The 24228-nt window shown below is 55.8% G+C and carries 16 protein-coding genes; 7 read left to right on the top strand and 9 right to left on the bottom strand.

Translation table 11 applies throughout. The annotated features are described in order from the left end of the window. Positions 1-62 precede the first annotated feature (62 nt). Complete coding sequence (locus QK300_RS12790; protein ID WP_281302115.1) at positions 63-488, top strand: group III truncated hemoglobin; 426 nt, start codon at positions 63-65, stop codon at positions 486-488. Between the two features lie 21 nt (positions 489-509). Here the strand turns inward: QK300_RS12790 and scpA are convergent, their stop codons facing one another. The 5 genes from scpA to QK300_RS12765 all read right to left on the bottom strand — a co-directional run bounded on the left by scpA (position 510) and on the right by QK300_RS12765 (position 8839). Beyond that, the gene (gene scpA, locus QK300_RS12785) at positions 510-2690 is read right to left on the bottom strand and encodes a methylmalonyl-CoA mutase (RefSeq protein WP_281302116.1); all 2181 of its coding nucleotides are present in this window, start codon (positions 2688-2690) and stop codon (positions 510-512) included. After that, positions 2687-4675 (bottom strand): methylmalonyl-CoA mutase family protein, encoded by a 1989-nt coding sequence (locus QK300_RS12780; protein WP_281302117.1) that lies wholly within the window; start codon positions 4673-4675, stop codon positions 2687-2689. The genes scpA and QK300_RS12780 overlap by 4 nt, the downstream gene beginning before the upstream one ends. Before the next feature lie 110 nt (positions 4676-4785). Beyond that, positions 4786-5286 carry a DUF3833 family protein gene (locus QK300_RS12775; RefSeq protein WP_281302321.1) on the bottom strand — a complete coding sequence of 167 codons (501 nt, stop codon included), beginning with the start codon at positions 5284-5286 and terminating at the stop codon, positions 4786-4788. Positions 5287-5351: 65 nt separating this feature from the next. After that, positions 5352-6161, bottom strand: coding sequence for a sulfite exporter TauE/SafE family protein (locus QK300_RS12770; RefSeq protein WP_281302119.1), 810 nt, complete (start codon positions 6159-6161; stop codon positions 5352-5354). An 80-nt stretch (positions 6162-6241) separates the two neighbouring features. Then, a complete protein-coding gene (locus QK300_RS12765; RefSeq protein ID WP_281302322.1) occupies positions 6242-8839 on the bottom strand; it encodes a patatin-like protein in 2598 nt (865 codons plus the stop codon). On the opposite strand from QK300_RS12765, the gene QK300_RS12760 reads away from it, so the two are divergent. Both QK300_RS12760 and QK300_RS12755 read left to right on the top strand, forming a co-directional pair. Beyond that, positions 8831-10063 carry an FAD-dependent oxidoreductase gene (locus QK300_RS12760; RefSeq protein ID WP_281320855.1) on the top strand — a complete coding sequence of 411 codons (1233 nt, stop codon included), beginning with the start codon at positions 8831-8833 and terminating at the stop codon, positions 10061-10063. The genes QK300_RS12765 and QK300_RS12760 overlap by 9 nt on opposite strands. Positions 10064-10167: 104 nt before the next feature. Continuing rightward, on the top strand, positions 10168-11136 hold the full coding sequence (locus QK300_RS12755; protein ID WP_281302122.1) for an SDR family NAD(P)-dependent oxidoreductase: 969 nt from the start codon (positions 10168-10170) through the stop codon (positions 11134-11136). A gap of 29 nt (positions 11137-11165) precedes the next feature. On the opposite strand, the gene QK300_RS12750 is transcribed toward QK300_RS12755, so the two are convergent. The 3 genes from QK300_RS12750 to QK300_RS12740 all read right to left on the bottom strand — a co-directional run bounded on the left by QK300_RS12750 (position 11166) and on the right by QK300_RS12740 (position 15960). Beyond that, entirely contained in the window at positions 11166-13067 is a 1902-nt protein-coding gene (locus tag QK300_RS12750; RefSeq protein ID WP_281302123.1) for a PAS domain-containing methyl-accepting chemotaxis protein, read from the bottom strand. A 135-nt stretch (positions 13068-13202) separates the two neighbouring features. Beyond that, positions 13203-15488 (bottom strand): molybdopterin cofactor-binding domain-containing protein, encoded by a 2286-nt coding sequence (locus tag QK300_RS12745; protein ID WP_281302124.1) that lies wholly within the window; start codon positions 15486-15488, stop codon positions 13203-13205. Further along, positions 15481-15960 (bottom strand): (2Fe-2S)-binding protein, encoded by a 480-nt coding sequence (locus tag QK300_RS12740; RefSeq protein WP_281302125.1) that lies wholly within the window; start codon positions 15958-15960, stop codon positions 15481-15483. The genes QK300_RS12745 and QK300_RS12740 overlap by 8 nt, the downstream gene beginning before the upstream one ends. A gap of 205 nt (positions 15961-16165) precedes the next feature. Here QK300_RS12740 and QK300_RS12735 point away from each other — a divergent pair, with 205 nt between their 5' ends. The 4 genes from QK300_RS12735 (at position 16166) to QK300_RS12720 (ending at position 21486) form a co-directional block, all read left to right on the top strand. After that, the gene (locus QK300_RS12735) at positions 16166-17341 is read left to right on the top strand and encodes a patatin-like phospholipase family protein (protein ID WP_281302126.1); all 1176 of its coding nucleotides are present in this window, start codon (positions 16166-16168) and stop codon (positions 17339-17341) included. 70 nt (positions 17342-17411) lie between these two features. Further along, positions 17412-18194, top strand: a complete 783-nt coding sequence (locus QK300_RS12730) for a 3-hydroxybutyrate dehydrogenase (protein WP_281302127.1) — start codon at positions 17412-17414, stop codon at positions 18192-18194. A 261-nt stretch (positions 18195-18455) separates the two neighbouring features. Next, the gene (locus tag QK300_RS12725) at positions 18456-20864 is read left to right on the top strand and encodes an endonuclease/exonuclease/phosphatase family protein (RefSeq protein WP_281302128.1); all 2409 of its coding nucleotides are present in this window, start codon (positions 18456-18458) and stop codon (positions 20862-20864) included. A gap of 7 nt (positions 20865-20871) precedes the next feature. Beyond that, positions 20872-21486, top strand: coding sequence for a peptidoglycan-binding domain-containing protein (locus tag QK300_RS12720; protein ID WP_281302129.1), 615 nt, complete (start codon positions 20872-20874; stop codon positions 21484-21486). 94 nt (positions 21487-21580) lie between these two features. Here the strand turns inward: QK300_RS12720 and QK300_RS12715 are convergent, their stop codons facing one another. Further along, complete coding sequence (locus QK300_RS12715; protein WP_281302130.1) at positions 21581-23938, bottom strand: TonB-dependent receptor; 2358 nt, start codon at positions 23936-23938, stop codon at positions 21581-21583. Between the last annotated feature and the right edge of the window lie 290 nt (positions 23939-24228).

Raw genomic sequence — 24228 nt, 5'->3', positions numbered from 1 at the left:
TGGCCGAAACGCGTTTCGGATGATAAACAGAGCCCCTTATAACGCATGAAAAAAGATCGATCATGACAAAGCCCCCCATGCTTGGCGAAACCAGAAGCCCGCGATTGCCCCTTCATCCCGATATTGATGAGGCGATGATCCGCCGGCTTGTGCACGCCTTTTATGGAAAAGTGCGGGAAGACCCGCGCCTTGGCACGCTGTTTGAGCAATCCATCAGCCAACCCTGGCCCGAGCATCTGGATAAAATGTGCGATTTCTGGTCATCGATCATGCTGAAAACCGCCCGCTTCAAGGGCCGCCCTATGGCCACCCATGCCAAAATCACGAATTTGGCAGAAAGCGATTTTGCCATCTGGCTCCAGCTTTTCAAAGAAACAGCTTATGCGGAGTGCCCCCCCGCCTGTGCCGAAATTTTTGTGGAAAAAGCGACCATGATTGCCGAAAGCTTTCGCCTTGGGCTTTTCTATCGCCCCAATGCCATCCATTGAATAGAGGGTTAATGGCCCCGATCATGGGCGGCTGTGGGCCGCAAGGCTTTCCTTCAAATCATCAAGCAAGCTGGAAGCCGCATCGGCAATCACCGTGCCCGGGCCGAAAATGGCTTTGGCACCGGCCTGATGAAGCGCTTCATAATCCTGAGGCGGGATCACCCCCCCCACCACGATCATGATATCTTCCCGGCCCAATTCAGCCAAGGCTTTGCGCAGTGCTGGCACCAGGCTCAGATGCCCCGCCGCCAAAGAGCTGGCCCCCACAATATGAACATCATTTTCCACCGCCTGCCGCGCCGCTTCCATCGGTGTTTGAAACAGCGGGCCGATATCCACATCAAAACCCAGATCGGCAAAAGCGGTGGCAATCACCTTCTGCCCGCGATCATGGCCATCCTGACCCATTTTGGCGATCAGGATGCGGGGTCTGCGGCCCTCCTGCTCCAGAAAATCTTCAACCTTTGCAAGAACCGCTTCTATCTTGCCATTATTCTTGCCCATGGCGTTTTTATAAACCCCCTCGATCGCCCTGATCTGCGCCTTGTGCCGCCCATAAATCTTTTCCAAGGCCAAGGACATCTCTCCCACTGTGGCCTTGGCCCGGGCGGCCTCCACGGCCAAAGCCAGAAGATTGCCCGCACCGCTTTGCGCCGCTTGGCTCATGGCATCAAGGGCTATGTGCACCGCATCCTGATCACGCTCTGCCTTCAGCGCCTGCAATTTTTCCAATTGGCCCTTGCGCACAGCCGCATTATCAACCTTTAGAACATCGATATCCTCGTTTTCATCAAGGGGATATTTATTCACCCCCACAACGGTCTGGCGGCCGGAATCGATCCGCGCCTGCGTGCGGGCGGCGGCTTCCTCGATCCGCATTTTGGGGATGCCCGCCTCGATGGCCTTTGCCATGCCGCCTTCGGCTTCCACCTCATTGATATGGGCCATGGCCCTGATCGCCAGATCATGGGTCAGCCGCTCTACATAATAGCTGCCGCCCCAGGGATCGATGCTGCGGGTGGTGCCGCTTTCCTGCGCAATCAAAAGCTGGGTATTGCGTGCGATCCGGGCAGAAAAATCGGTGGGCAGGGCCAGCGCTTCATCAAAGCTGTTGGTGTGCAGGGATTGGGTATGGCCATGGGTGGCAGCCAGCGCCTCGATACAGGTGCGGGTCACATTATTATACACATCATGAGCGGTGAGCGACCAACCCGATGTTTGGCAATGGGTGCGCAAAGACAGCGATTTGGGATTTTTCGGCTGGAAATTTTTCTGGATCAGGCTGGCCCATAAAAGCCGGGCCGCCCGCATCTTGGCCACTTCCATGAAAAAATTCATGCCAATCGCCCAGAAAAACGACAAGCGCGGCGCAAAGCGATCAATATCCAGCCCGGCAGCAATCCCGGCGCGGGCATAATCTATGCCATCCGCCAAGGTATAGGCCAATTCCAGATCGGCGCTGGCCCCGGCTTCCTGCATATGATAGCCGCTGATCGAGATTGAATTGAAGCGCGGCATCTGCTCGGATGTATAAGAGAAAATATCGGAAATGATCCGCATCGAGGGTGCAGGCGGATAGATATAGGTATTGCGCACCATAAACTCTTTCAAAATATCATTTTGAATGGTGCCCGAAAGGGCGCGCGGTGAAACCCCCTGTTCCTCACCCGCCACGATGAAAAGCGCCAGAATGGGCAGCACGGCGCCATTCATGGTCATGGAAACGCTCATCTGATCAAGGGGAATACCGGCGAATAATTGCCGCATATCATAGATGGAATCAATCGCCACCCCGGCCATGCCCACATCGGCGGCCACCCGCTCGTCATCGCTGTCATAGCCGCGATGGGTCGGCAGATCGAAAGCGACCGACAGGCCCTTTTGCCCCGCAGCCAGATTGCGGCGGTAAAAGGCGTTCGATTCTTCGGCCGTGGAAAACCCCGCATATTGGCGGATGGTCCAGGGCCGTTCCACATACATGCTAGGATATGGCCCGCGCAAAAAGGGCGCAAAGCCGGGCATCCCATCAATGAAATCAAGGCCGGCGCGATCCTGTTCATCATAAAGGGGTTTGAGGTCGATCCCTTCCGGGGTGAGAAAAGCCGCCTGTTCCCGAGCATCCTTGTCTGGATGGGCAGGCTGATGCGCAGCGCTTTGGTCCGCAAACAGATCAAGGGCGGCAAAATCGGGGATGGCGCTCATGATCTGTCTCCTTCCATGTGATCCTTCAGATATTTTTGATCCCAGCGATCATGGGCCTCGCCCAATAGCTTCACCAGATCGATCCCCTGATGGATAAAGGCATCAACTCCTGCGGCGCGGAGTTCCGCCTCATCAGAACCGGCTCTGCACGCCAGATACACAAAGCCCGCCCCCGCCTTTTTCAAAGCTCGGGCCAAAGCCGCCCCATGCTCGGCATAATGGGCATCGGTACCGCAGATCACCGCCTCTGGGGCATCCGATCCGGCAAAAGCTTGGGCGATGGCCTCGGGCTCCATCCCGCCCGCACCGGCGATGGCGGCAATGCCGCCGGTTGCAAAAGCATTGCGCACCCAGTTGAGCCGGGCCCCATGATCGGCCAGCGCCCCCAAAGCCGCCAGATATATTCGTGGCCGCCCGCCACTATCAGCGGCTTTGGCAGCAGCTTTGGCATCAGCTTTTGCATCGGCTCTGGCGCGCAGATGTTCATAATCCTGCGCCAAAGGGCGGAAGGGTAAAGGATCAAGCCTTGCCGCATCATCGCGCGCCGAAAGCCCCCCCATTTCTCCCCCGGTTTGGCGAGCCAAGGCTTCTCGGTCCACAAGATCAAGAGGCACCGGCGGTTCATCAAGATTCGGGAATTCCGAAACACCGGTGATCGGCTGTTTGCGGCTTGCCAGATTTTTGGCTAAAGCCGACCAGCTTTCATCCAGAAGCTGCGCGATCATCCCCGAACACAAAGCCTTTTCCATTCCGCCCTGTTGTTCGATTTTGCGGAAAATCTGCGAGGCCGCCTGCGCCAGATCATGGGTTTGCGCCTCGATGGTAAAGGAGCCGCCCGCCGGATCGATGACCTTGTCAAGATGGCTTTCTTCCGCAAGAATAATCTGCACATTGCGCGCAATGCGCCGGGAAAAATCATCCGGCACACCTAAAGCATGGCGATGCGCCGCACTATGGGGCAGCACGGTGATCGCCCCTGCCCCGCCAATGGCCGCAGAAAAACAGGCGATGGTGGCCCGCAGCACATTCACCATGGGATCATAGCGGCTGATCATCCGTGGCGCGGTTTCAGCCGCCAGATCAATCGCCTGCTCATGCACTCCACAAGCCCCTAAAAGCTGCGACCATAAAAGCCGCATGGCCCGGAATTTGGCAATCGTTAAGGTGACATCACAATCCGCCATCAGGCTGAAGCTGATCTGCCGGGCGGCATCGTTTAGCGAAAGGCCCGCTTTTTCAGCGCATCGAAGATAAGAAAGCCCGCAGGCCAAAGCGATGGCCAATTCCTGTGCCGGGCTTGCCCCCGCCCCGTGATAAGCCCGGCTGCTCACGGAAAGCGCCCGGATATGGGGGGTGCGATCATGGCATTGGGCGGCAATCGCCCCGGCTTCCTTCATCGCATCGGGCAAGGACGATAAAAGGCTGCCCCCTTCGGCCAGCGCGCCTATGGGATCGATCCCAAATCCGCCCGCCATCCGGGTGGCTTTGTGCCCGCGCCGATCCCATAAGGCCATCAAAAGCGCAGCAGCAGCAGGCCCAAAACGCCCGGCATCCAGATAAACCGGGGCGAGATTTAAATCGACATCCGAAAGAAGGCGATCCAGATCATCCAGATCCCCCACCGCAACCCCTTTTTCCGCCATAGGATCAAGGCTGAGTAGACATTGGGTGGCGCCGCGCTCCAGATCCTTTAAAAGCTGGGCATTGGCGCGCACCGGATCGGGATGATCGATCCGCTGGCGGATCTGCCAGCCCCGGGCATCGCCCAAGCGGCGCCTGATCGGGGCATAAAGATGGGCGGGATCCGGATCAGGCTTTGGATGATCGCGGCAATAAAGGGGGGCGATAACAAAGCCATCCGGGCTGATGCTTTCCATCACTTTGGAAAAAGATCGCGCATCAAGGCCCTGCTCGATCAGCGCCTTCCAATCCTGATAGCCCACCCGATCAAAGGCTACGAAGGCATCTTTTTCACCATATGGCATAGCTGATCCCCAAAACGGCATGTCATCGAGACATCGGTTTAGGCCCGAACACCCTCGAAAGGCAAGACCAGCCACGCCATCGGATCAGCCAAAAAATGATAAAAAGCCCCTCACAGCGGGCTATAAAGCGCCCAGACCCGTGCAATAGGCAGGCCGAATTTGGTGATTTTGGTATCACTGGCCATCAGGCCATCCCCCAGCAACACCATATGATCGCGCAAACCAACCCGGATCGTTCCCGATTTTCCCGCATGATCAAGCCGATAGAGCCAGATGGCGGCCATGCTGCCCGCCCGGATGATGCGCGCCTTGCCCACCACATCTTCGGCCCTGGCCGACCAGCCCCCATCGGCCTTGATCATCTGCCAGCAGCGTTCAAAACGTTCGCCATCTTCATAGATCATCTGCTCATCGATCAACAAAGCGTCATCTTTCGCCTGTGCCTTGAATTCAGCAGTGAACCGCCGCATCTGCCCGCGCATATCTTCAACAAATCCCCGGCAAAAGCGCGGCGCGGAAAAATAAGCCATCAGATCGATGATCCCGTCTGCACCCGGCGGCACAGATGGATTTTGGGCCGCCTTTGCGGCAGGATGGGTGGGCGCTGGCATGGGGGCGATAACTCCTGTCACATCGTCATATCCATCTTACGCCCTATGAAATCTTTCAGATCATGTCACCACAAAGTGGATAGCAGGCGGATCGATGTGAGCATCAGAAAACAGCCAAAAAGGATCGAAAGGGTCCGCCTTTGCAGCCGATGGGCCAAGCGCGCGCCATAGGGTGCCGCCAGCACCGCCAAAGGCACCATCAACAAAACCGATGGCAGATGAACAAAACCGAGCATAGTGCGCATCCCCGTTGCCACTGACCAGCCGCTGATGACAAAACCCACCGCCCCCACAACACTGACCAAAGAGCCAACCAGAGCCGCCGTGCCCAGGGCCCGATGCACCGGCACCCCGAATAAAGTGAGATAAGGCACGGTAAAGGTGGAACCGCCAATGCCCATCATGCTGGCAAGGCTGCCAATCAGAAACGGGGCCACTGTTCCTGCCGGGCCTTTGGGCATGTCGGCCTTAAGGCGCATCCCATCCAAAGGCAAAAGCATCTTGATCGCCATGAAGAAAGCAAAGCCGGAAAAGAGCAGAACCAGGGCATCCCCCGGCATGAAACGGGCGGATAAGGCCCCCACCGCCGCCCCAATGGATACGGCAGGCACCCAAAGCCGGGCAAGCTGATAATCCACCGATCCATGGCGGGCATGGGCGCGGGCTGAGGCAAATGTTGTGGGGGCGATGATCGCCAAAGAACTGGCCACCGCCATATGCATCCGCCAATCCGCCGCCGCCCCTTGCAGCAAAAAAACCTGAAACAGGATCGGGGTCATGATGATGCCGCCACCGATCCCCAAAAGCCCGGCCAAAAGCCCGGCCACAATCGCCGCCACCGAAAGCAGGGCAGCCATGCTTAAAAGATCGATCATGAAATCTGGCACTTTATCGAGACTTTCAGGCCATATTGGAACAAAAGAACTAAAGAATCGCGGGAAACTCCGGCTGCCTATCACATCTTTTGCGCATCAAGGCGCAGGGATTTGATTTCATCGCGGATCAAGGTCAGATGCGGGGCTTCGGCATCCAAAATCGATAAAAACAGGCGCTTTTTCGTTTCCATGATATTGAAATTGCCCGATTGCACGGCTTCAGGGGCGGCGGTGGCCAGAATATCGACCAAACGCTCTGCCCCTGTGAGACGACCCCATAAATAATCATTCTCACGGAATTTCCGCGAGAAGAAGGCCCCGAAATTCCCCAGTTCCACGCCCTTCAAAATCTCGCGCGAGCTGCCTTTGCGCAGGCTGTTGGCATCATTCACAGAAATCCGATCAACCTTGATATCATCAAGCTCATCCAAAGATTTCCAGTGCGACATGGGAAAGGTCAGCACATCATAATAAGCAAAGCCAAGATAGGCGATCACCAATTCCCGCCACAGATAGGCATCGGGGCAATGCGTGCCTGCCTGCGCCAAAAGCTGATCGAGATCGATATCTGCAGCCGGTAAATTCATCTGCGCCGCCATCTGTTCCATCAGCGCATCAATCGCAGCCTGATCGGTTGCCGGGCCATTGGTGGCAGCATCGCAGCGCGGCCATTGATCGCGGCTTCTGATCTCATCCACCTGACGATAAAGGCTGGCCTTCAGGCTATTGAGCCAGGCCCGGGCCAAGCGGGGATCGCAGGCCCCATCATCGCGCAACAGTTCGCGATAAAGCTCATTCACCCTGCGGATCATGAAACGCATCCGGCGAATGCGATAGCGCACATCAAAGCGCCGCAAAAACCGGATCCAGATCACGCCATCGCTGTTTTGGCTTTGCTGCGAGGCATTGCCCACCGGGCGCACACCGGTGCGCCAAGCCCATTCATCGATCATCGCTTCAGATAGCATGCGATCCCGTAAGCGCGCGCAATATTGCAGTTTTTGTGCAACATCCGATAAAACCGACAGAACCTTGACCCGGGCATAGCCATCATAGGCATATGAGGCATCGCGCGCGGCACATTCATTGGCGGTGCCACGCCAGGTGATCAGCCGCCCCACATCGGGCGCAGCATCAAGGCGTTCACCCATCAATTCAGTGATCATCCGCATGACATTGGGGCGCACCGCTTCCACCACCTGCCTTTGCAGGCGCACATGGCGGTTGAATTCAGCCAGCCATTCCAGATCATCGCGGATCGGCTGATTGCGTGGAATATCCGACATCGCCGCCTTGATGGTTTTGAAAAAGCCCGGAATTTCGCGGGCAAAGCTGCGCCTCACTTCGGGATTGGGCTCGATATAAACCAGCCGACGATCCACTTCCCGATGCGCGGCCCGGCTCTGCACGGCTTCAATCGCCAAAGAAATCGGCTTGTTCATCAAAACGCTGCCATCGATGAAGGCCGCATCTTCGGGGTCTTCACCGGCATCGATCAGATCGGAAAAATTCTGTTCCAAAAAAGCCGCGCGCCCGATCCATGATATTTTGCGATCTTTGGCCACCGCATCCATTTCCGCCAAACGCGCCGGAGGAAAGGCCCCGGGAAAGCAGCTTGTGGCCCGCGCGGCGAAAGCCAAAGAGGCCCGATCATCCATCCCCATATCGCTGATGACTGTGCCATCGGCCTGCCGCACATAGGAAAACCGCAAAGTATGGCGATGCTCGCGTTCCTCGATCAAAGGCGGATCATGCAAAGTTATGGCTTCGCGATGACCCCAGAAATCGGTGGTGGTGACAAAAAGATCAAGCGCCTGCCCCCGAGGCAAAAGCGATTGCGGGCCGCCATCCGACCGCCCCATGGCCACCACCGCATCCAGCATCATCTGGCTCATTCTGACCCCGGAAAAGGGTGGCTCGAACCAGCGCGAGCGGGTGAACAGCGAAATTTTTTCCGTCACTTCGGGGTCTTGCCCCAAGGCCCCCAATTCTTCGGCGCGTTTTTTACGCCACTGCCCCAAGGTCCATAAAAAAGGCCGCATATAGGGCTTTGACCACAGGCCCGCCCGGCCCATGGGATCAAGCAATTCCGTGACATCGGCCAGATTGAGCCATAAATCGCGATGGGGATCGAGGGAGAGATCATAAGCCAAAGCCCGGGCCAGCATCACCGCATTGATCCCCCCGGCCGAGGCCCCGGCAAGCACATCCACAACCACCCGCAGATCAACATCAAGGCTGATGCCACACAGGCATTCATAATAAATCCGTTCGCTATCGGTTTCATCCCGAATGCCCGGCGTTGCGTCCTCATAGCTGCATTCGCCCCCCACCGAAAGGGTTCGCGCATCATGGCTTGCCCGCGAGGCCCGCACCAGTTTCAAGATTTCCTTGGTGATCCCGTGCATATAAACAGCGAGCGAAACCCCGCCATAACACACCAGCGCCAAGCGCAATTCCCGCTCATGAGGGGCGCCGGTCACATTCGCCTCATTCATCGCGTTCGTCTCTGGGGCCGCTCGCTGCTGATCCTGTGGATCATTGGTATCTGACATGATATTCCGCACTCGATGATGAAGCGCCTGTCTTTTCATGCTAACCCGTTCATCATAAGGGTGGAAGCGATCATCCATCACATCGAAGCTTTTCTGATCATAAACAGGTGAGATATGCAGCATGTGGTCATCATCGGTGGCGGTCAGGCCGGGGCGCAAACCGCCATCAGCCTTGCCAATGCCAAAAGCTTTGGCGGCACCATCACCCTCATCGGCGATGAAGCCATGCCGCCTTATGAACGCCCGCCGCTGTCAAAGGCGTTTTTGAAGGATGAGGTCGAGCCGGATGCGCTTTTCCTGCGCCCGCCCTCTTTTTACGCGGACAAGGGTATCCACCTCCTCACCGGCTTTCGGGCCTGCGCCATCGATACGGCTGGTAAGGAAATCCGGGATGCGGGGGGCCGCGTTCTTAGCTATGATCGGCTGGTTCTGGCCCTCGGTGCCCGGGCCAAAACCCTGCCCCCGGCTTTGGTCATGGGCCTGTCCGTGCATTATTTGCGCAGCCTTGATGATGCCATTGCCCTCAAAAACAAGCTGAAACCGGGCATCAGGCTGGCCATTTTGGGGGCCGGATATATCGGGCTTGAGGTGGCGGCTATTGCGGCAGCCATGGGGGCGAGGATCGATGTGATCGATATGGCCCCGCGCCTTTTGTCGCGCACAGCCTCGCCGGTCATTGCCGATTTTTTGCAAAGAAAACACGAGGCCATGGGCGTGCGTTTTCATCTGGGGGCTTATCTTGCGGGGATCGAACAGCAGATGAGCGGCTATCATTTGCGGCTTTCATCAGATCAGCAGATGACCGCCGATCTGATCCTTATTGGCATTGGCAGCCGCCCGGAAACAGCGCTGGCCGAAAGCGCCGGGATCAAAACCGATGATGGCATTCTGGTAAATGAATGGGGCGAAACATCGATTCCCGATATTTATGCCTGTGGCGATTGCACCCGTTTTCCTTATCCCGATGCGGGGCTTATTCGTTTGGAATCGGTGCAAAATGCCGTGGATCAGGCCAAAGCTGTGGCCCAGAACATTCTGGGCATCCCCACCCCCTATCGGCCCACGCCCTGGTTCTGGTCGGATCAATATCATTATAAGCTGCAAAGCGCAGGATTGATCCCCACAGATGTGAACGCGCCATCCCACCAGATGATCAGCCGCCATTCGGCAGATGGGGACTCCATCAGCCTTGTGCATCTGGTCGATAACCATATTCGGGCGGTTGAGGCGATCAACCAAACAAAGGATTTCATACAGGGAAAATCCCTGATCGCCAAAGCCAGCCGCCTTGATCCGGCCCGGGTCGCCGATCCTGTGATCCCGTTGAAAGACTGCCCAGCAGATTGAAAGGGGGCAGATTGAAAGAGGGCGGATGGAAACATGGGATGGGTCGTCTGATCAGGAATTTGCTGCGTAAAGTGATTATGGGCAAACAAGGGAAGGCTTCAACCATGACAGACAATCTGAACATTGCGCCGCAATCAAGGGATCAGCCGCCCCCCATCGTCAATTCCGGGCTTTTTTTCAGCCGCTTTCTCTTTTCATTCACCAAGCTGGGCTATCAGGCCCATGGCGGTTCCCAAAGCTTCAGCTACCCGCAGCTTTTGGGCAAAAGCATCCTGATCACCGGGGCGACCGGCGGCATTGGGGCGGCCATCGCCGATCTGTGCGCCCGCAATGGGGCCCGGGTTTATGGGATTGGCCGCAATGCAGAAAAGCTCGATGCCATCGCCCGCAGGCTCGGCCCGCAGCCGGGGGATTTCATCCCCCTCAAAGCCGATTTTTCCAAAGCCGATGAGATTAAAAATCTGCTTCACCAGATGACGCAAAACGGCATAAAAATCGATGCCCTGATCAATAATGTGGGGATTTTGAACCATCGCTATCAGCAAACGGCGGATGGCCATGATCTGATGTATGCGGTGAATCTGCTCAATCCCTATCGGTTGACCGAAGGGCTGATCAATAACAAGCTTTTGGGCGATGGCGGGGTGATCGTGAATATGGCATCCGGCGGGCTTTATACCCTGCCCCAAAATCTGTATTTTCTGGAACAATCAGAGGATCATTTCAATGGGGCTGCAGGCTATGCCAGCCATAAACGCGCGATGATCACCCTATCGGATCAGTGGAGCCAGATAAAGGGCATCCGCGCCTATAGCATGCATCCCGGCTGGGTGGATACCGATGGCGTGCAAAAAAGCCTGCCGCTCTTTCGCAGACTTCTGGCGGCCATCCTGCGCAGCCCCGAACAAGGCGCCGATACCGCCCTTTGGCTGATCGCCCAAAGGCCAAAGATCGTCGCCGGGGCCTTGTGGTTCGATCACAAGGCACGCCCGGCGCATGTTTTCAAGCAAACGAAAAAGCCATATGCCCGGGCTGCCGACATTCTGGCAAAGCTGGCGCAGGATGCGGCCTGAGCCCATGAGCTCAGAGCCGCTTATCCTCATTATTGCGTGTCGCGCATTTTTTGATAAATTGCGGCACCATTGCGGGCCTGATCGGATGCCCCTGAAATATCACCCTCCAGATCCTTGATACCGATGGATGCCTGCTCCACAGCCGTGGCTGCCGATTGCATATTCTGGGAAATATCCTCGGTCACGGCGCTTTGTTCCTCGATAGAGGCGGAAATTTCATTGATATTCGTTTCCATATTGCGCACCGCATCGCCAATGGCACCAAGCTTGGTCACCACATCCTTTGAAACGGTTTGCATCCGGGTGATTTCACTGCCGATCTGGCCGGTGGCACTGGCCACCTGATTGGCCAGCGATTTCACCTCACTGGCGACCACGGCAAAGCCCCGCCCCGCCTCACCGGCGCGCGCCGCCTCGATCGTGGCATTCAAGGCCAGCAGATTGATCTGCGAGGCGATATCATCGATCAGGCCCACGATCTTGTTCATCGCTTCCGCCGCCGCGCTCAATTCAGTTGTAGATTGATCGGCATCGGCGGCATCGCGCGCCGTAACGCTGACAACAGAGCCGGTTTGCATCACATGCTGGGAAATTTGCACGAAACTTGCGTGCAGTTCTTCGGCCGCTGCGGCCACCGCCTGCACCGTGCCATCGGTTTGCCCCACCGCACTTGCCACCGAAGTCCCCTTGGCCAAAGCCTTGCCAATGGCATCCTGAATACGGGTGAGCGCGCCATCCAATTCTTCAGCAACCTTGCTTTGCTGTTGGCGCTTTTCAACCATAGAGGTGATATCCACGGCAAATTTTACAACCTTGTTCGGGCGGCCATCCGGCCCCATCACCGGATTATAGGTGGCCTGAAGCCAGACGATCTTTCCGTTCTTGCCTAAACGCTTATATTCGCCGCTTTGATATTTGCCCGCAGCCAGATCGCGCCAGAATTCCTTGTAGCTTTCCGATGATCGATGTGCGGGTTCAACAAACAGGCTGTGATGCCTGCCTTTAATCTCATCGAGGCGATAGCCAATGGCGGCCAGAAAATTATCGTTCGCGGTGATGATCGTGCCATCAAGATCAAATTCGATCACTGCCTGCGCCTTATCAAGGGCCTTCAGCTTGCTTTCACTTTCCGCGCTGGCCAATTTGGCCGCCGTGATATCGCTGGCGAATTTGACGATTTTGACAATCCTGCCATCACGATCAGCGATGGGATTATAGGTGGCCTGCAACCAAACCGTGCGGCCATCTCTGGTGCGTCGGGAAAATTCCCCGCTTTCATGGCGACCTTGGGCCAGATTGGTCCAGAATTCGGCATAAGCGCGCGATTGCGCATGGCTTTCTTCAACGAACAGACGGTGATGCTGGCCTTTGATTTCATCTTGCCGATAGCCCATCACATCCAGAAAATTCTGATTGGCATCCAGAATATGGCCCGAGGGATCAAATTCGATCAGCGCCTGAGAACGATCCAACGCCATCAGCTTGCCCGCCGCATCGATATTGCGTTCTTCGGTGTCGGTGATATCGGTGGCCACCTTCACCACCTTTGTCACCCGGCCCTGCGGATCTTGCACCGGTGCATAGCTGGCCTGCAGCCACAGCTTTCTGCCATCTTTGCGCCGCCTTTGAAAAACGGCGGATTGAGTCTGGCCTTTCGCCAAAGACGCCCAGAAATCGGAATATTCAGGACTTTGGGCTAGATCGGGATCAAGGAAAAGGCGGTGATGCCGACCTTTGATTTCATCGAGCCGATAGCCAATAGCGGCCAAAAAAGGCGCATTGGCAGTGATGATCGTGCCATCGATCTTGAACTCGATCACGGCAAAGCTTTGATCCAAAGCCCGCAGCACAGGGTTATGATGAGTCTTGTAGCCATTCGCAGCGCCAACCGGAATATTTGCCAGAAAATTTGGCAGAAAATTTACACGCATAAGTTTCAATCGTCCCTTTTATATAATCTGTTTTTATCATGATCCATGCTGCTATGCAACACCGACGACACAAGCTGAAACAATCTTTACAATAAGTACGTTAAAAAAGTGTAAATTACAGTTGACAATTAGGTGTCAGCCCGCCAATGCCGATTTTAAATCCGCTGCACGCATAGGCAAATCACGCAGGCGCACGCCGGTGGCAGCAAAAATGGCATTGGCAATAGCCGGAGCCACCACAATCACCCCCGGTTCGCCCAAGCCCGATGGCATATGATCATTTTCAATGAATTCGATATCGAGTTCCGGCACCTGATCCATGCGCAGGGGTGTATAGCGATCGAGATTGCGATCCGCCATCATTCCATCCTTCAGCGCAGTGCCTTCATAAAGCGCCATGGAAAGCCCCCAAAGGCTTGATCCTTCCATTTGCGCCAGCGCCCCATCGGGATGCACGATGGTGCCCGCATCCACAATGGACAGCAGCCGCTTCACCCGCACAGTGCCAGACTTTTTATCCACCGCCACATGGGCAATGCAGGCAACCCATGTGGGCATGGCCCGTTCCTGCCCAAAACAGGTGGCAACGCCCATCCCCTCGCCCTCGGGCAAAGACCCGCGATCCGCCCACCCGGCTTTTTCGGCCGCGCGTTCCAACACCGCTTTCAAGCGCAAGGCTCCGCCCATATTGGCCGGGCTGTCACCCGCATTGCGGCCCTTGCCATCAAGCAGAGAGAGGCGAAATGCCACGGGATCGACGCCTGCGGCATGGGCCACTTCATCCATATGCTGCTCAACGGCCCAACCCGTCCATCCCGGTCCCACGGATCGCAGCCAGCCGGGCAGAAAGCTTTCCTGCACCAGATCATTGCGGATCGCCCGCACCCGCTGGTTTTCGATACTGTACCAATGATCGGCGCCGCTGATCGAAAAGCTATCGACCTTGCCGCCGCCCTCGATCTTTTCGGCCAGAAAGCCCGGCGCCATGGAATAAGTCGGCCAGCCTGCGGCAGCCGCATGATCATAGGCGATCGGCTTTCCCGTTTCATCAAGGGCGGTTCGCACCTTTTGCACCGAAGGCGAACGGGCGCAATCAAAGCCCGTATCATCGGCGCGGGTGAAAATCATCTTCACCGGCTTCCCCAACGCCTTCGCGGTCAGGGCTGCGGGAATGATATAATCGCCATAAAGCCTGCGCCCGAAACCACCCCCCAGATAATATTGGTGCAAGGTGATCTGATCTTCCGTCACGGCCAAAGCTTTCGCCACGACAGGCAGGATGAGCGATTGCCATTGATTGCCGGTGTGGATGTGCCAATGCCCATCCTTTTCAAAGGCCAGGGCATTCACCGGCTCAAGCTGGAAATGCAGCACGCTATGGGTGCGATAGGTGCTATCAACCACGGATGCCGCCCTCGCAAAAGCCTGATCCACCTCGCCTTCCCTCACCCATAAAGCCCCGCTTTGGGGATCGTTCACAAGGCGGGCACCTTCATCAAGCAGGGCCTGTTCATCCATCTTGGCATTCGGGCCGGGCTTCCATGTCACCTTCAGGGCATCCACGGCCCTGTTCGCGGCATGGGTGCTGGTGGCGGTCACCGCCAGCCAGCCCTGGCAGGTGCCCGATGGATCATCGATGCGAATGGTTTCCAAATAGCCGGGGATTTTTTGGGCCGCGCCGTCATCCACGGATTGGATCACCGAGCCATAGCGCGTGGGCGGCAAAACCGGCCGTGCATAAACCATCCCATCCACCGCCGCATCGATGCCATAGCGCGCGGCACCTGTGGTTTTTTCCGGAATATCAAGCGCCGTGCCGGTGGTTCCCAAAATCCGCCTTTCGCTGGCGGGCTTCAGGCTGAGGGCGGCCAGTTCCTCATCGGAAAAGCTGCGATCCACCGCACCTGCAGCCACAATTTTGGCATAGCTGATCTTTTGATCCTTGCACATCACCATGCTTTGGCGGGCAATGCACTGATCTACGGGCATATCGAGCAATCGCGCCCCGGCTTCGATCATGGCGATGCGACCCGCCGCCCCGGCGCGGGACAGCTGATCGAATGTGGTGTGCACCGACCAGGAACCGCCCGTGACCATATAGCCCCATTTGGGATCGCTATCCACATGCACGATCTCAACATCCGCCCAATCGGCTTCCAGTTCCTCGGCCACCACGCGGGCCAGCGCCGTGCCCACATGCTGGCCCATTTCCGCCTTGGCGATATTGACCAGAATGCGACCATCCGGCCCTAATTGAACCCATATGCTGGGGGCATAGGCCCCTGCGCCCAATGTTTTGGCAGCGCCCAAAACCGGGGCGCGGGCGGCAAAAGCCATCATCAGCCCACCGGCAACAGACCCCACCAGAAACTGACGCCGCGTCGCTCCGCTCTGCATGATGCGCGTGCTCAAATCAGCCATGGTTCGTCTCCGCATTCATCGGGGTCATGTCGGCCGCCTTTTTAATGGCCCGCCGGATGCGCGCATAGGCCATGCACCGGCACAGATTGCCGCTCATCGCCTGATTGATATCGTCATTCGTGGGGTTTTTCACATCGGCCAAAAGCTGGGCCGCCTGCATGATCTGGCCCGATTGGCAATAGCCACATTGGGGAACCTGCTCCTCCACCCATGCCTGTTGCAAGGGATGATCGCCCGCAGCCGACAAACCCTCGATGGTGGTGATATCGCGATCCTGGGCCATCGAAAGCGGGGTGATGCACGATCGGGTGGCGATGCCATCCAGATGCACCGTACAGGCTCCGCACTGGCCGATGCCGCATCCGAACTTGGTGCCCAAAAGACCGACATCATCGCGGATCACCCACAAGAGCGGGGTGTCATCCGGGGCATCCACCGTCACTGCTTTTCCGTTCAGTTTGAACTCGGCCACGGCCCTCTCCCTGCACTGAAATCATCGGATCGTCATAATCTGCACGCCTTATAAAGGCTATCCGGTCTTTGGCGCAAACGCATTGCGCCACCAAAATCGGCTGCCGCTTAGCATCATATGACAAATCAGGATCACTTTTAAGAGCGCATAGTGCAAATGCCCATGATCTCACCTATTTAAAGGATTCATTCACACAGGATTTTTTATGGCTCAGATGAATTCGAAAACCAAAGCGCCCGCTTATGACAAGAAAACCGCCCTCGTTCTGCAAGGAGGAGGTGCGCTCGGCAGCTATCAGGCCGGTGTGTATGAAGCGATGGACGGCACGGATTATCAGCCCGATTGGGTGGCGGGGATTTCCATCGGGGCCATCAATGCCGCGATCATCGCCGGCAATGAGCCCAAAGACCGGGTGGCCCGCTTGCGTGATTTCTGGAACACCATCACCGCCCCCACCGCCTTTTGGCCCGCAGCACCCTCCGGCCCTTTGCGCGTTTTGCAAAAATCCCTTGGCGCCAATATGGCTTTGATGTTTGGCCAGCCGGGATTTTTCAAGCCCCTCAGCCTTAGCGATTGGCTGGCCCCTGAAAAGCCCAGCAGCTATTATTCCACCGATGCCTTGAAACAAACCCTGCTTGATCTCGTGGATTTCGAGCGCATCAATCACCCCGATGAAATGCGCCTCAGCGTGGGGGCGGTGAATGTCCAAACCGGTCGTTTTGCCTATTTCGATAATCGCGATATCACCATCCGGCCCGAACATATCATGGCCAGCGGTGCCCTGCCGCCCGGCTTTCCGCCGGTTGAAATCGATGGCCAATATTATTGGGATGGCGGGCTGGTTTCCAACACGCCCTTGCAATATGTGCTTGATTACTATCCCCGCCGCAGCCGATTGACCTTTCAGGTCGATGTGTTTCAAGCCTTTGGCCCCCTGCCCCAGGATCTGAATATGGTATCGGAACGGGAAAAGGATATCCGCTATAGCAGCCGCACCCGGGTGAATACCGATGCCTTTGCGCAAAAGCATGATGTGCGCCACGCCATCAATGAATTGCACAAGCTTCTGCCCAAAGAACTGGCCGACAGCCCCGAGGCCAAACGGCTTTATGCCCATGGCTGCGTAACCGAAATGGATATCGTGCAGATCATCTATCGGCCCACAGAGCCGCAAGGCGCATCGAAGGATCATGATTTCAGCCGCACAACCATGGACAGACGCTGGCAACAGGGCTTATCCGATGCCCGCCTCACCATGGAAGCCCAGCCCTGGCTTGCCCCCAATCATGAAAACAAGGGCGTGCGGCTTTTCGATGTGATCCATGATCGCCTGATGGCCGAGATGAAAAAGAAGCAGTCCGCACCCCTGAAAGCTTCCTGAAAAAAATGCGACCATGGCAGCGGCGGCTTTGCCCCCTGCCCCCATTCATTCGATTTCAAAAGGATAGTTTATGACCCGCTTTAAAGATCAGATCGCCATCATCACCGGTTCGGCCAGCGGCATTGGCAAGGAAATCGCCTTTGCCTTTGTGAAGGAAGGGGCAACGGTAGTGATCGCCGATCTGAAAATGGATGCCGCCCAGAAAACCGCCGAAGAGATCATCGCCCAGGGCGGCAAGGCTTTGCCCATCGAAATGGATGTCACCAAAGAAGATCAGGTGAATGCGGGCATCGACAAAGTGCATCAAACCTATGGGCGGATCGATTGTCTGGTGAGCAATGCCGGGGTGCAGATCGTCCATCCCATCGAAGACTTTCCCTATGATCAATGGAAATTGATGCTGGCCGTGCATCTTGATGGTGCCTTTCTGACCACCAAAGCCTGTTTGAAATATATGTATCCGGCCAATTCGGGATCGATCATCTATATGGGCTCGGTTCATTCCAAAGAAGCATCGCCCTTGAAATCGGCTTATGTTACGGCAAAGCATGGGCTTTTGGGATTGGCGCGGGTGCTGGCAAAAGAAGGGGCAAAGCATAATGTGCGGGCCAATGTGGTGTGCCCCGGCTTTGTGCGCACGCCTTTGGTGGATAAGCAGATCCCCGAACAGGCCAAGGCCCTGGGCATCAGCGAGGATGAGGTCATCAAAAATGTGATGCTGAAAAATACCGTGGATGGGGAATTCACCACGGTGGAAGACGTGGCGCAGGCGGTGTTGTTTTTCGCCGGCAGCCAATCAAAGGCACTGACCGGGCAATCCCTGATCGTCAGCCATGGCTGGGTGATGGAATGATCCAAAGCCACCCTATCCGGGTTTAAAATCGTGCCCTCTTTCGGTTTATCCTGAACCCGATTCGGGGCATGGATGATCGCTCCCTTTCCCAACGATCCCGGTCTGTTTCACCACAGGCCGGGATTTTTATTTTAATTGTCCCGATATGATACAAAAATTTGATCCCGTGCTAAAAATATTAACAAAGTGTTAAAAATAGTCTTGTTGCTGTCATAAACAGACGATAGCGTTCATGCGGGTCATTCAATCAAGGGGGAAACCATGACGTATTTTCGTCGTTCCAGATTTTTGTCGGCGCTATCCGCCGCCGCTATTTTAACGGGCAGCGCCGCGCCCGCCTTTGCCACGCCGTTTTTCAATGAAATCCATTATGATAATACAGGCGGTGATCAGGGTGAATTCATCGAAATCGCCGGTCTTGCCGGTACCGATCTCAATGGCTGGACGGTTGAATTGATCAATGGCGCAAATGGCGCTGTTTACAATACCATCAATCTCGGCGGCATCTTGGGCAATGATCTCAATGGTTTTGGCTTTGAAACCCTGAATTTCGGGGCCAATGGCATCCAGAATGGCGCGCCAGATGGCATGGCGCTGGTGGATAGCACCGGCCGGGTCGTGCAATTTTTAAGTTATGAGGGCACATTCGTCGCCACCTCTGGTGCCGCCACGGGCCTGAGCAGCACCGATATCGGTGTCAGCGAAACGGGCAGCACGCCCATCGGCTTTTCCGTGCAGGTGACAGGCAATATCAGCGGTGGCGATCTCGTCACCGATGCATCGGGCCGTTTGACCACCGCCTTTCAATGGGAAGCCCCGGCGGCCAATACCGCAGGCGCTGTGAACAATAATCAAACACTCGATGGCGAGGGCAGCGAACCCCCGCCCCCGCCACCTCCGCCTGTTGCCGTAGCAGTGAGCATTCCCACCATTCAGGGCGCCGGGCATCTTTCAGCCTTTGTTGATCAGCAGGTTGAAACCAGCGGGATCGTCACCGCTGTGGCCAATAATGGCTTTTACATGCAGGATCCAATCGGGGATGGCGATGATGCCACATCGGATGCCCTGTTCGTTTTCACCGGCACGGCCCCCGATGTTGCGGTGGGGGATAGCGTTTCGATCAATGGCACAGTGGGTGAATTCACCCCGGGTGGTGCATCGAGCAATAATCTTTCCACAACCCAGATCACCGGCCCCATCATCACGGTGGAAAGCCAGGGCAATGCCCTGCCCGCAGCCACCATCATCGGCAATGGCGGACGCCAGGCCCCCACCCAAAGCATCGACAGCGATAATTTCGCCAATTTCAACCCTGAAACCGATGGTATCGATTTCTTTGAAAGCCTTGAAGGCATGCGGGTGACCTTATCGGATGCCCAGGCGGTGGCGACAACCAATCAATTTGGTGAAATTTTCGCGGTCGCCGATCAGGGTGCCAATGCCACCGGTATGAATGCACAAGGCGGCATCACTATATCCGAAGGCGATTTCAATCCCGAACGCCTGCAGATTGATGACACTCTGCTGGCAGGTAACAGCCCTGCCGTGCAGATGGGCGACAAGCTGGGCGATGTCACGGGTGTCATTGCCTTCAACTTTGGCAATTTCGAATTGCTGGCAACCGAAGCCCCTGAGGTGACCGCCGGTTCCATCGCCCCGGAAACCGCCAGCATTGCGGTGGGCGGCGATCGCTTGAGCGTTGCCACCTATAATGTGCTTAATCTCGATCCATCGGATGGCCCTGAAAAATTTGCCGGTCTTGCGCGGCAGATCGTGGATGGTCTGCTCAGCCCCGATATCATTGGCCTGCAGGAAATCCAGGATGGCAGCGGCCCCACCAATGATGGCACCACATCGGCAGCCCTGACTTTGCAGATGCTGATCGATGCCATTGTCGAAGCCGGTGGGCCCCGCTTTGAATTTGCCGAAATCGCTCCGGTGAATAATACCAGCGGCGGCGAGCCGGGGGCGAATATCCGCACGGCATTCCTTTATAACCCTGATCGTGTGGATCTGGTTCCCGGATCTTTGATGATCCTGCCCGGTTCCGATAGCGATCCCGCTTTCGACAATGCCCGCAAACCACTGGTCGCCACCTTTGTTTTCAATGGTCATGAAGTGACCATCGTCAATAATCACTTCACCTCGAAGGGCGGTTCCTCTCCTTTATTTGGCACCGTTCAGCCATCGATCAATGGCGGTGAAGACAAACGTGTGGCGCAGGCAACCATGGTCAACAACTTCATCCAGAGCCTGCTGTCTGATAACCCTACGGCCAATATCATTGCTTTGGGTGATCTGAATGAGTTCCAGTTCATGGCACCGCTTTTGGCCCTGACCGGGCTGACGGCCAATCAGATTTTGTTCAATCTGGCACAATTGCAGCTATCGCCCGAAGATCTCTTTTCCTTCATCTTCGAGGGCAATGCGCAGCTGCTTGATCATATCTTGATCTCGTCACAACTCTTGCAGCACAATCCACTCATCGATATCGTTCACCTCAATAGCGGCCTTTTGGAATTCTTTTCTGATCATGATCCGATCCTTGCCAGCTTCTTACTGCCACAGCTTGTTGATATCCCTACGGTCTCAAGCCTGCTGCTGTTTCTGGTCGGCTTTTTCCTTCTGGTCGCCTTGTCCCGCAAACGGTCTTTAGCCTTAAGGTCATGAGTATTTTATGATTGACATCTCATCCAAAAAACTGCCGCTGAGCCTCGTGCTCAGCGGTTTCCTGTTTGCCGCCACCGCTTTTGGTGGGGGTGTCGCACAGGCCGCCGATAAAGACGGCAATCTTGCGATCAAGGGCATGGGGCTTGCGAAATGCAGCGCTTTTGTCGAATCGCTTGATGCCCGCGATGATCGGATCGATGCCTATTTCGGCTGGGCTTCGGGCTATCTCACTGCGGTCAATCAATATGAGCCCGGAATTTATGATATCGTTGATTGGCAATCGGATGGCTATATCGCGATTTCCTTGAAAAACTGGTGCAGCGCCAATGCCGACGAGCCTTTTTTCGCGGCGGTTTATGCCATGGTCAAAAGCTTAAAGCCCGATGCGGTAAAGGCTGAAAGCCCCTTGGTCGAGATTGCGGGGGCCAGCAATTCCATGCGGCTTTATCGCAGCACCCTAGATCGCATTCGCGAACGCCTGGCCGCACTGGGCTTTCACAATCCATCGGCGCAAGGCGAGGATGATTTGAAATCGGCGATCACCCGTTTTCAGGCTGCCCGTGGGCTGCCCGCGACCGGGGCCCCCGATGATCCAACCTTGTTCATGCTCTTCAAAGAATAGCAGACCTTAAAAAACCGCGTGCCCGGCTCATCCATCTGATGATCCGGGCACGCGGCTGAGTTTTAGAGTCTACCCCTAAAGCTTGGGCGATGACCTAGAAACGCCCGCGCACCTCAAGGCCAAACATCCGAGGCGGCCCGGCAATCTGGGTCGGCAAGCCAAATCCACCACCTGTATTTCCGCTATCGATCAGGAAATTCTTGTCGAAAGCATTTTCCACAAAGCCCCCGATGGAAAGCTGGCCATCCCGCACCTGAAAGCCTCCGCGCAAATCTGCCAGCCCGAAAGAAGGCTGCTGATTAACGCCGCCGCTTTGCTGATTATCATCAGTGAAAAAGATGCGGCTGGTATAGGTATAGCTGGGATTGAGATAAAAGCTCACCCCTTTGCCCATAGGCACCAACAGATCGGCCCCGATGGCAAAAGAATGTTTCGGGCTGATCCGAAAGCGATCCCCCGCAACGAAACCAACCGTATCTTTCGGCCCGAATTTGGCTTCATCTCCTGAAATTTTGGAGTCAAGAAAGCCATAATTGGCAAAGAAGAACAATTCCGGCATCACCTGCCAGCGCAGATCCGCCTCAAAACCAATGGTGCTGGCTTCCCCATCATCGGATGTAATGGCATCCAATGTGGTCGTTTCGGGATTATCGATGGTTGTCAGGAAATTATTGAAATCATAGTAGAAAACAGCCGCATCAAGGGTCATCCGGCCACCAAGGAAGCTGGATTTCAGCCCCGCTTCATAGCTATTGAGGGTTTCTGCCTTGAATTTCTGGATCAGATTTGTGGCCCCTTGCTCTTCCAAAGTTTCGGGCCGCCGACCCCGCGCATAGCTGATATAGGCATTGAGCGTATCGGTCAGCGCATAGCGGGCCGCGATGCGCCCGGTGATGCCGGTAAAGGTATCATCCATCTCATCGATCCCGCTGCCCGCAGCGCCGATGCGGAACAAGGGCAAAACAAAATTATTGGGGAAGCTGGGCGCGCGATTGGGGGAGAAATCCGGCACGATCAGCGCACTTTCCACATCTGAGAATGAAAAGCGCATACCGCCGGTCAATTCAAGCCGGTCGGTCACCGCCCAAGAGGCATCGGCGAACAGATCATAGCTGTAATTTTCGCCCCGATTGGTTTGTTCTTCGATGAATGGATCATCGGGAAAGCCGGGCACAAGATTAACCCGGCCATCCGCCCCCACAAAAGGGGTTCCAAGTATCAGATTGGCAAACACCCGTTCATCGGTGACCGAAACAACGCGCTGGGTGCCCTTTTCATAAAAGAAATTGGCCCCGATAAAACCGGCAAGACCATTTCCGCCATCATAATCAAGCCGCACTTCCTGGCTGAACTGATCGCTTGATGCATCTTCGATAAATTCCAAAAAGCGCGCTTGAAACCCATCGGCATCGAAGAGTTCAACGGCATCGAAGGTCCGCCAACTGGTGATCGCACTGAAGCCCAAAACATCGGAAATCTCATAGCGGCTATCAAGGGTTGCGCTCCAAAGCTCACGCTTTATGCCAAGATCAGCACCCTGATCGAATTCGGCAAAGCTAAAGGGGCTGGTATCACCGCCCGTAGGCGCTACCACCGTGCTTTTGAACGCCGTGCCCGGCTGATCATCATTTTGATAATTAACGATCAGAGTGGTGGAAAACGGGCCTTCCGGGGTATAAGCAAGGGACCCCCGCAGGGCAAAAGTGCCAACGCCCTGCAAATCACTGCCTGCAAGCTTGGCATTGGGATTTTGCGATTGCGCTTCGCCAGTGATATTTTTGATATGCCCATCCCGCTCGCGATATTGCCCGGCGATGCGGAACAACAACAGATCATCGATGATCGGGGTGTTGAAATGTCCTTGGATTTTACGTTGATTAAAATCCCCGATCTCGGCCGCAAATGAACCATTGGTGGCATTCTCAGGCCGAGCGGAAATGAAATTGATCGCCCCTACCATCGCGCCCCGGCCCAAAAGCGTGCTTTGCGGCCCTTTCAAAACCTCGACCCGCTCCAGATCGAACAAGGCAATGGATGATCCGCGCGGACGGCTGATATCCACCCCATCCTGGAACACCGAAACCCGGGGCTGGGTGGTGGCGGCCCCATTATCGGTGGTGATCCCGCGCACATTGATCGCAGGATTATTGACGCTCTGCTCATCAATCCGCACACCGGGGATAAAATCCGACAAGCGATCAATCTCATCGATCCCTTGGCGTTCCAGAAATTCCGGGCTGAAGGTTGTCATGGTGATCGGCACATCGATGGCCGCCTGCTCGCGCTTTTGCGCGGTCACGATGATTTCCTCAAGCTGTTTGCGCCCGGCTTCATTGGCTTCATTGGCCGTAATGGCTTGCTGCGCCCAAGCGCTGTTTGATGCCCCATTGATGAGAGAGATCAGGGCAATCCCTGATAATAAGGCCGACCGTCTATGAGCCTTCGATAACATGACCGTTTCCCCTTTGTGCTATTGTTCGTGCGGTGAAACACCACCAAGGCACAGCTAGAGACGGTTAATGTCATTCCTGTATCGCTATTATGATCTTCCAATGACGAAAGAGCCTTTGCCCCAAGGCCACCCATAGGAGTATGGCTTCAAAGCCGACATGAACAGGCAAAAGGCTTGGCGTGTTGGGGCCTTTTGCTGATAAATTTCAGGGCTGATCCACTGCTGTCCGGTTTAAATTTGTGGACATGATGCACGGTGTTGATTCTACTCGTGTTCAGACGTTGGAGCGT

The organism is Iodidimonas sp. MBR-22 (assembly GCF_029946565.1).
Lineage (GTDB): Bacteria > Pseudomonadota > Alphaproteobacteria > Sphingomonadales > Rhodothalassiaceae > Iodidimonas > Iodidimonas nitroreducens.
The sequence above is the reverse complement of the archived record's forward strand: the minus strand, read 5'-3'. Positions and strand labels throughout refer to the sequence as shown.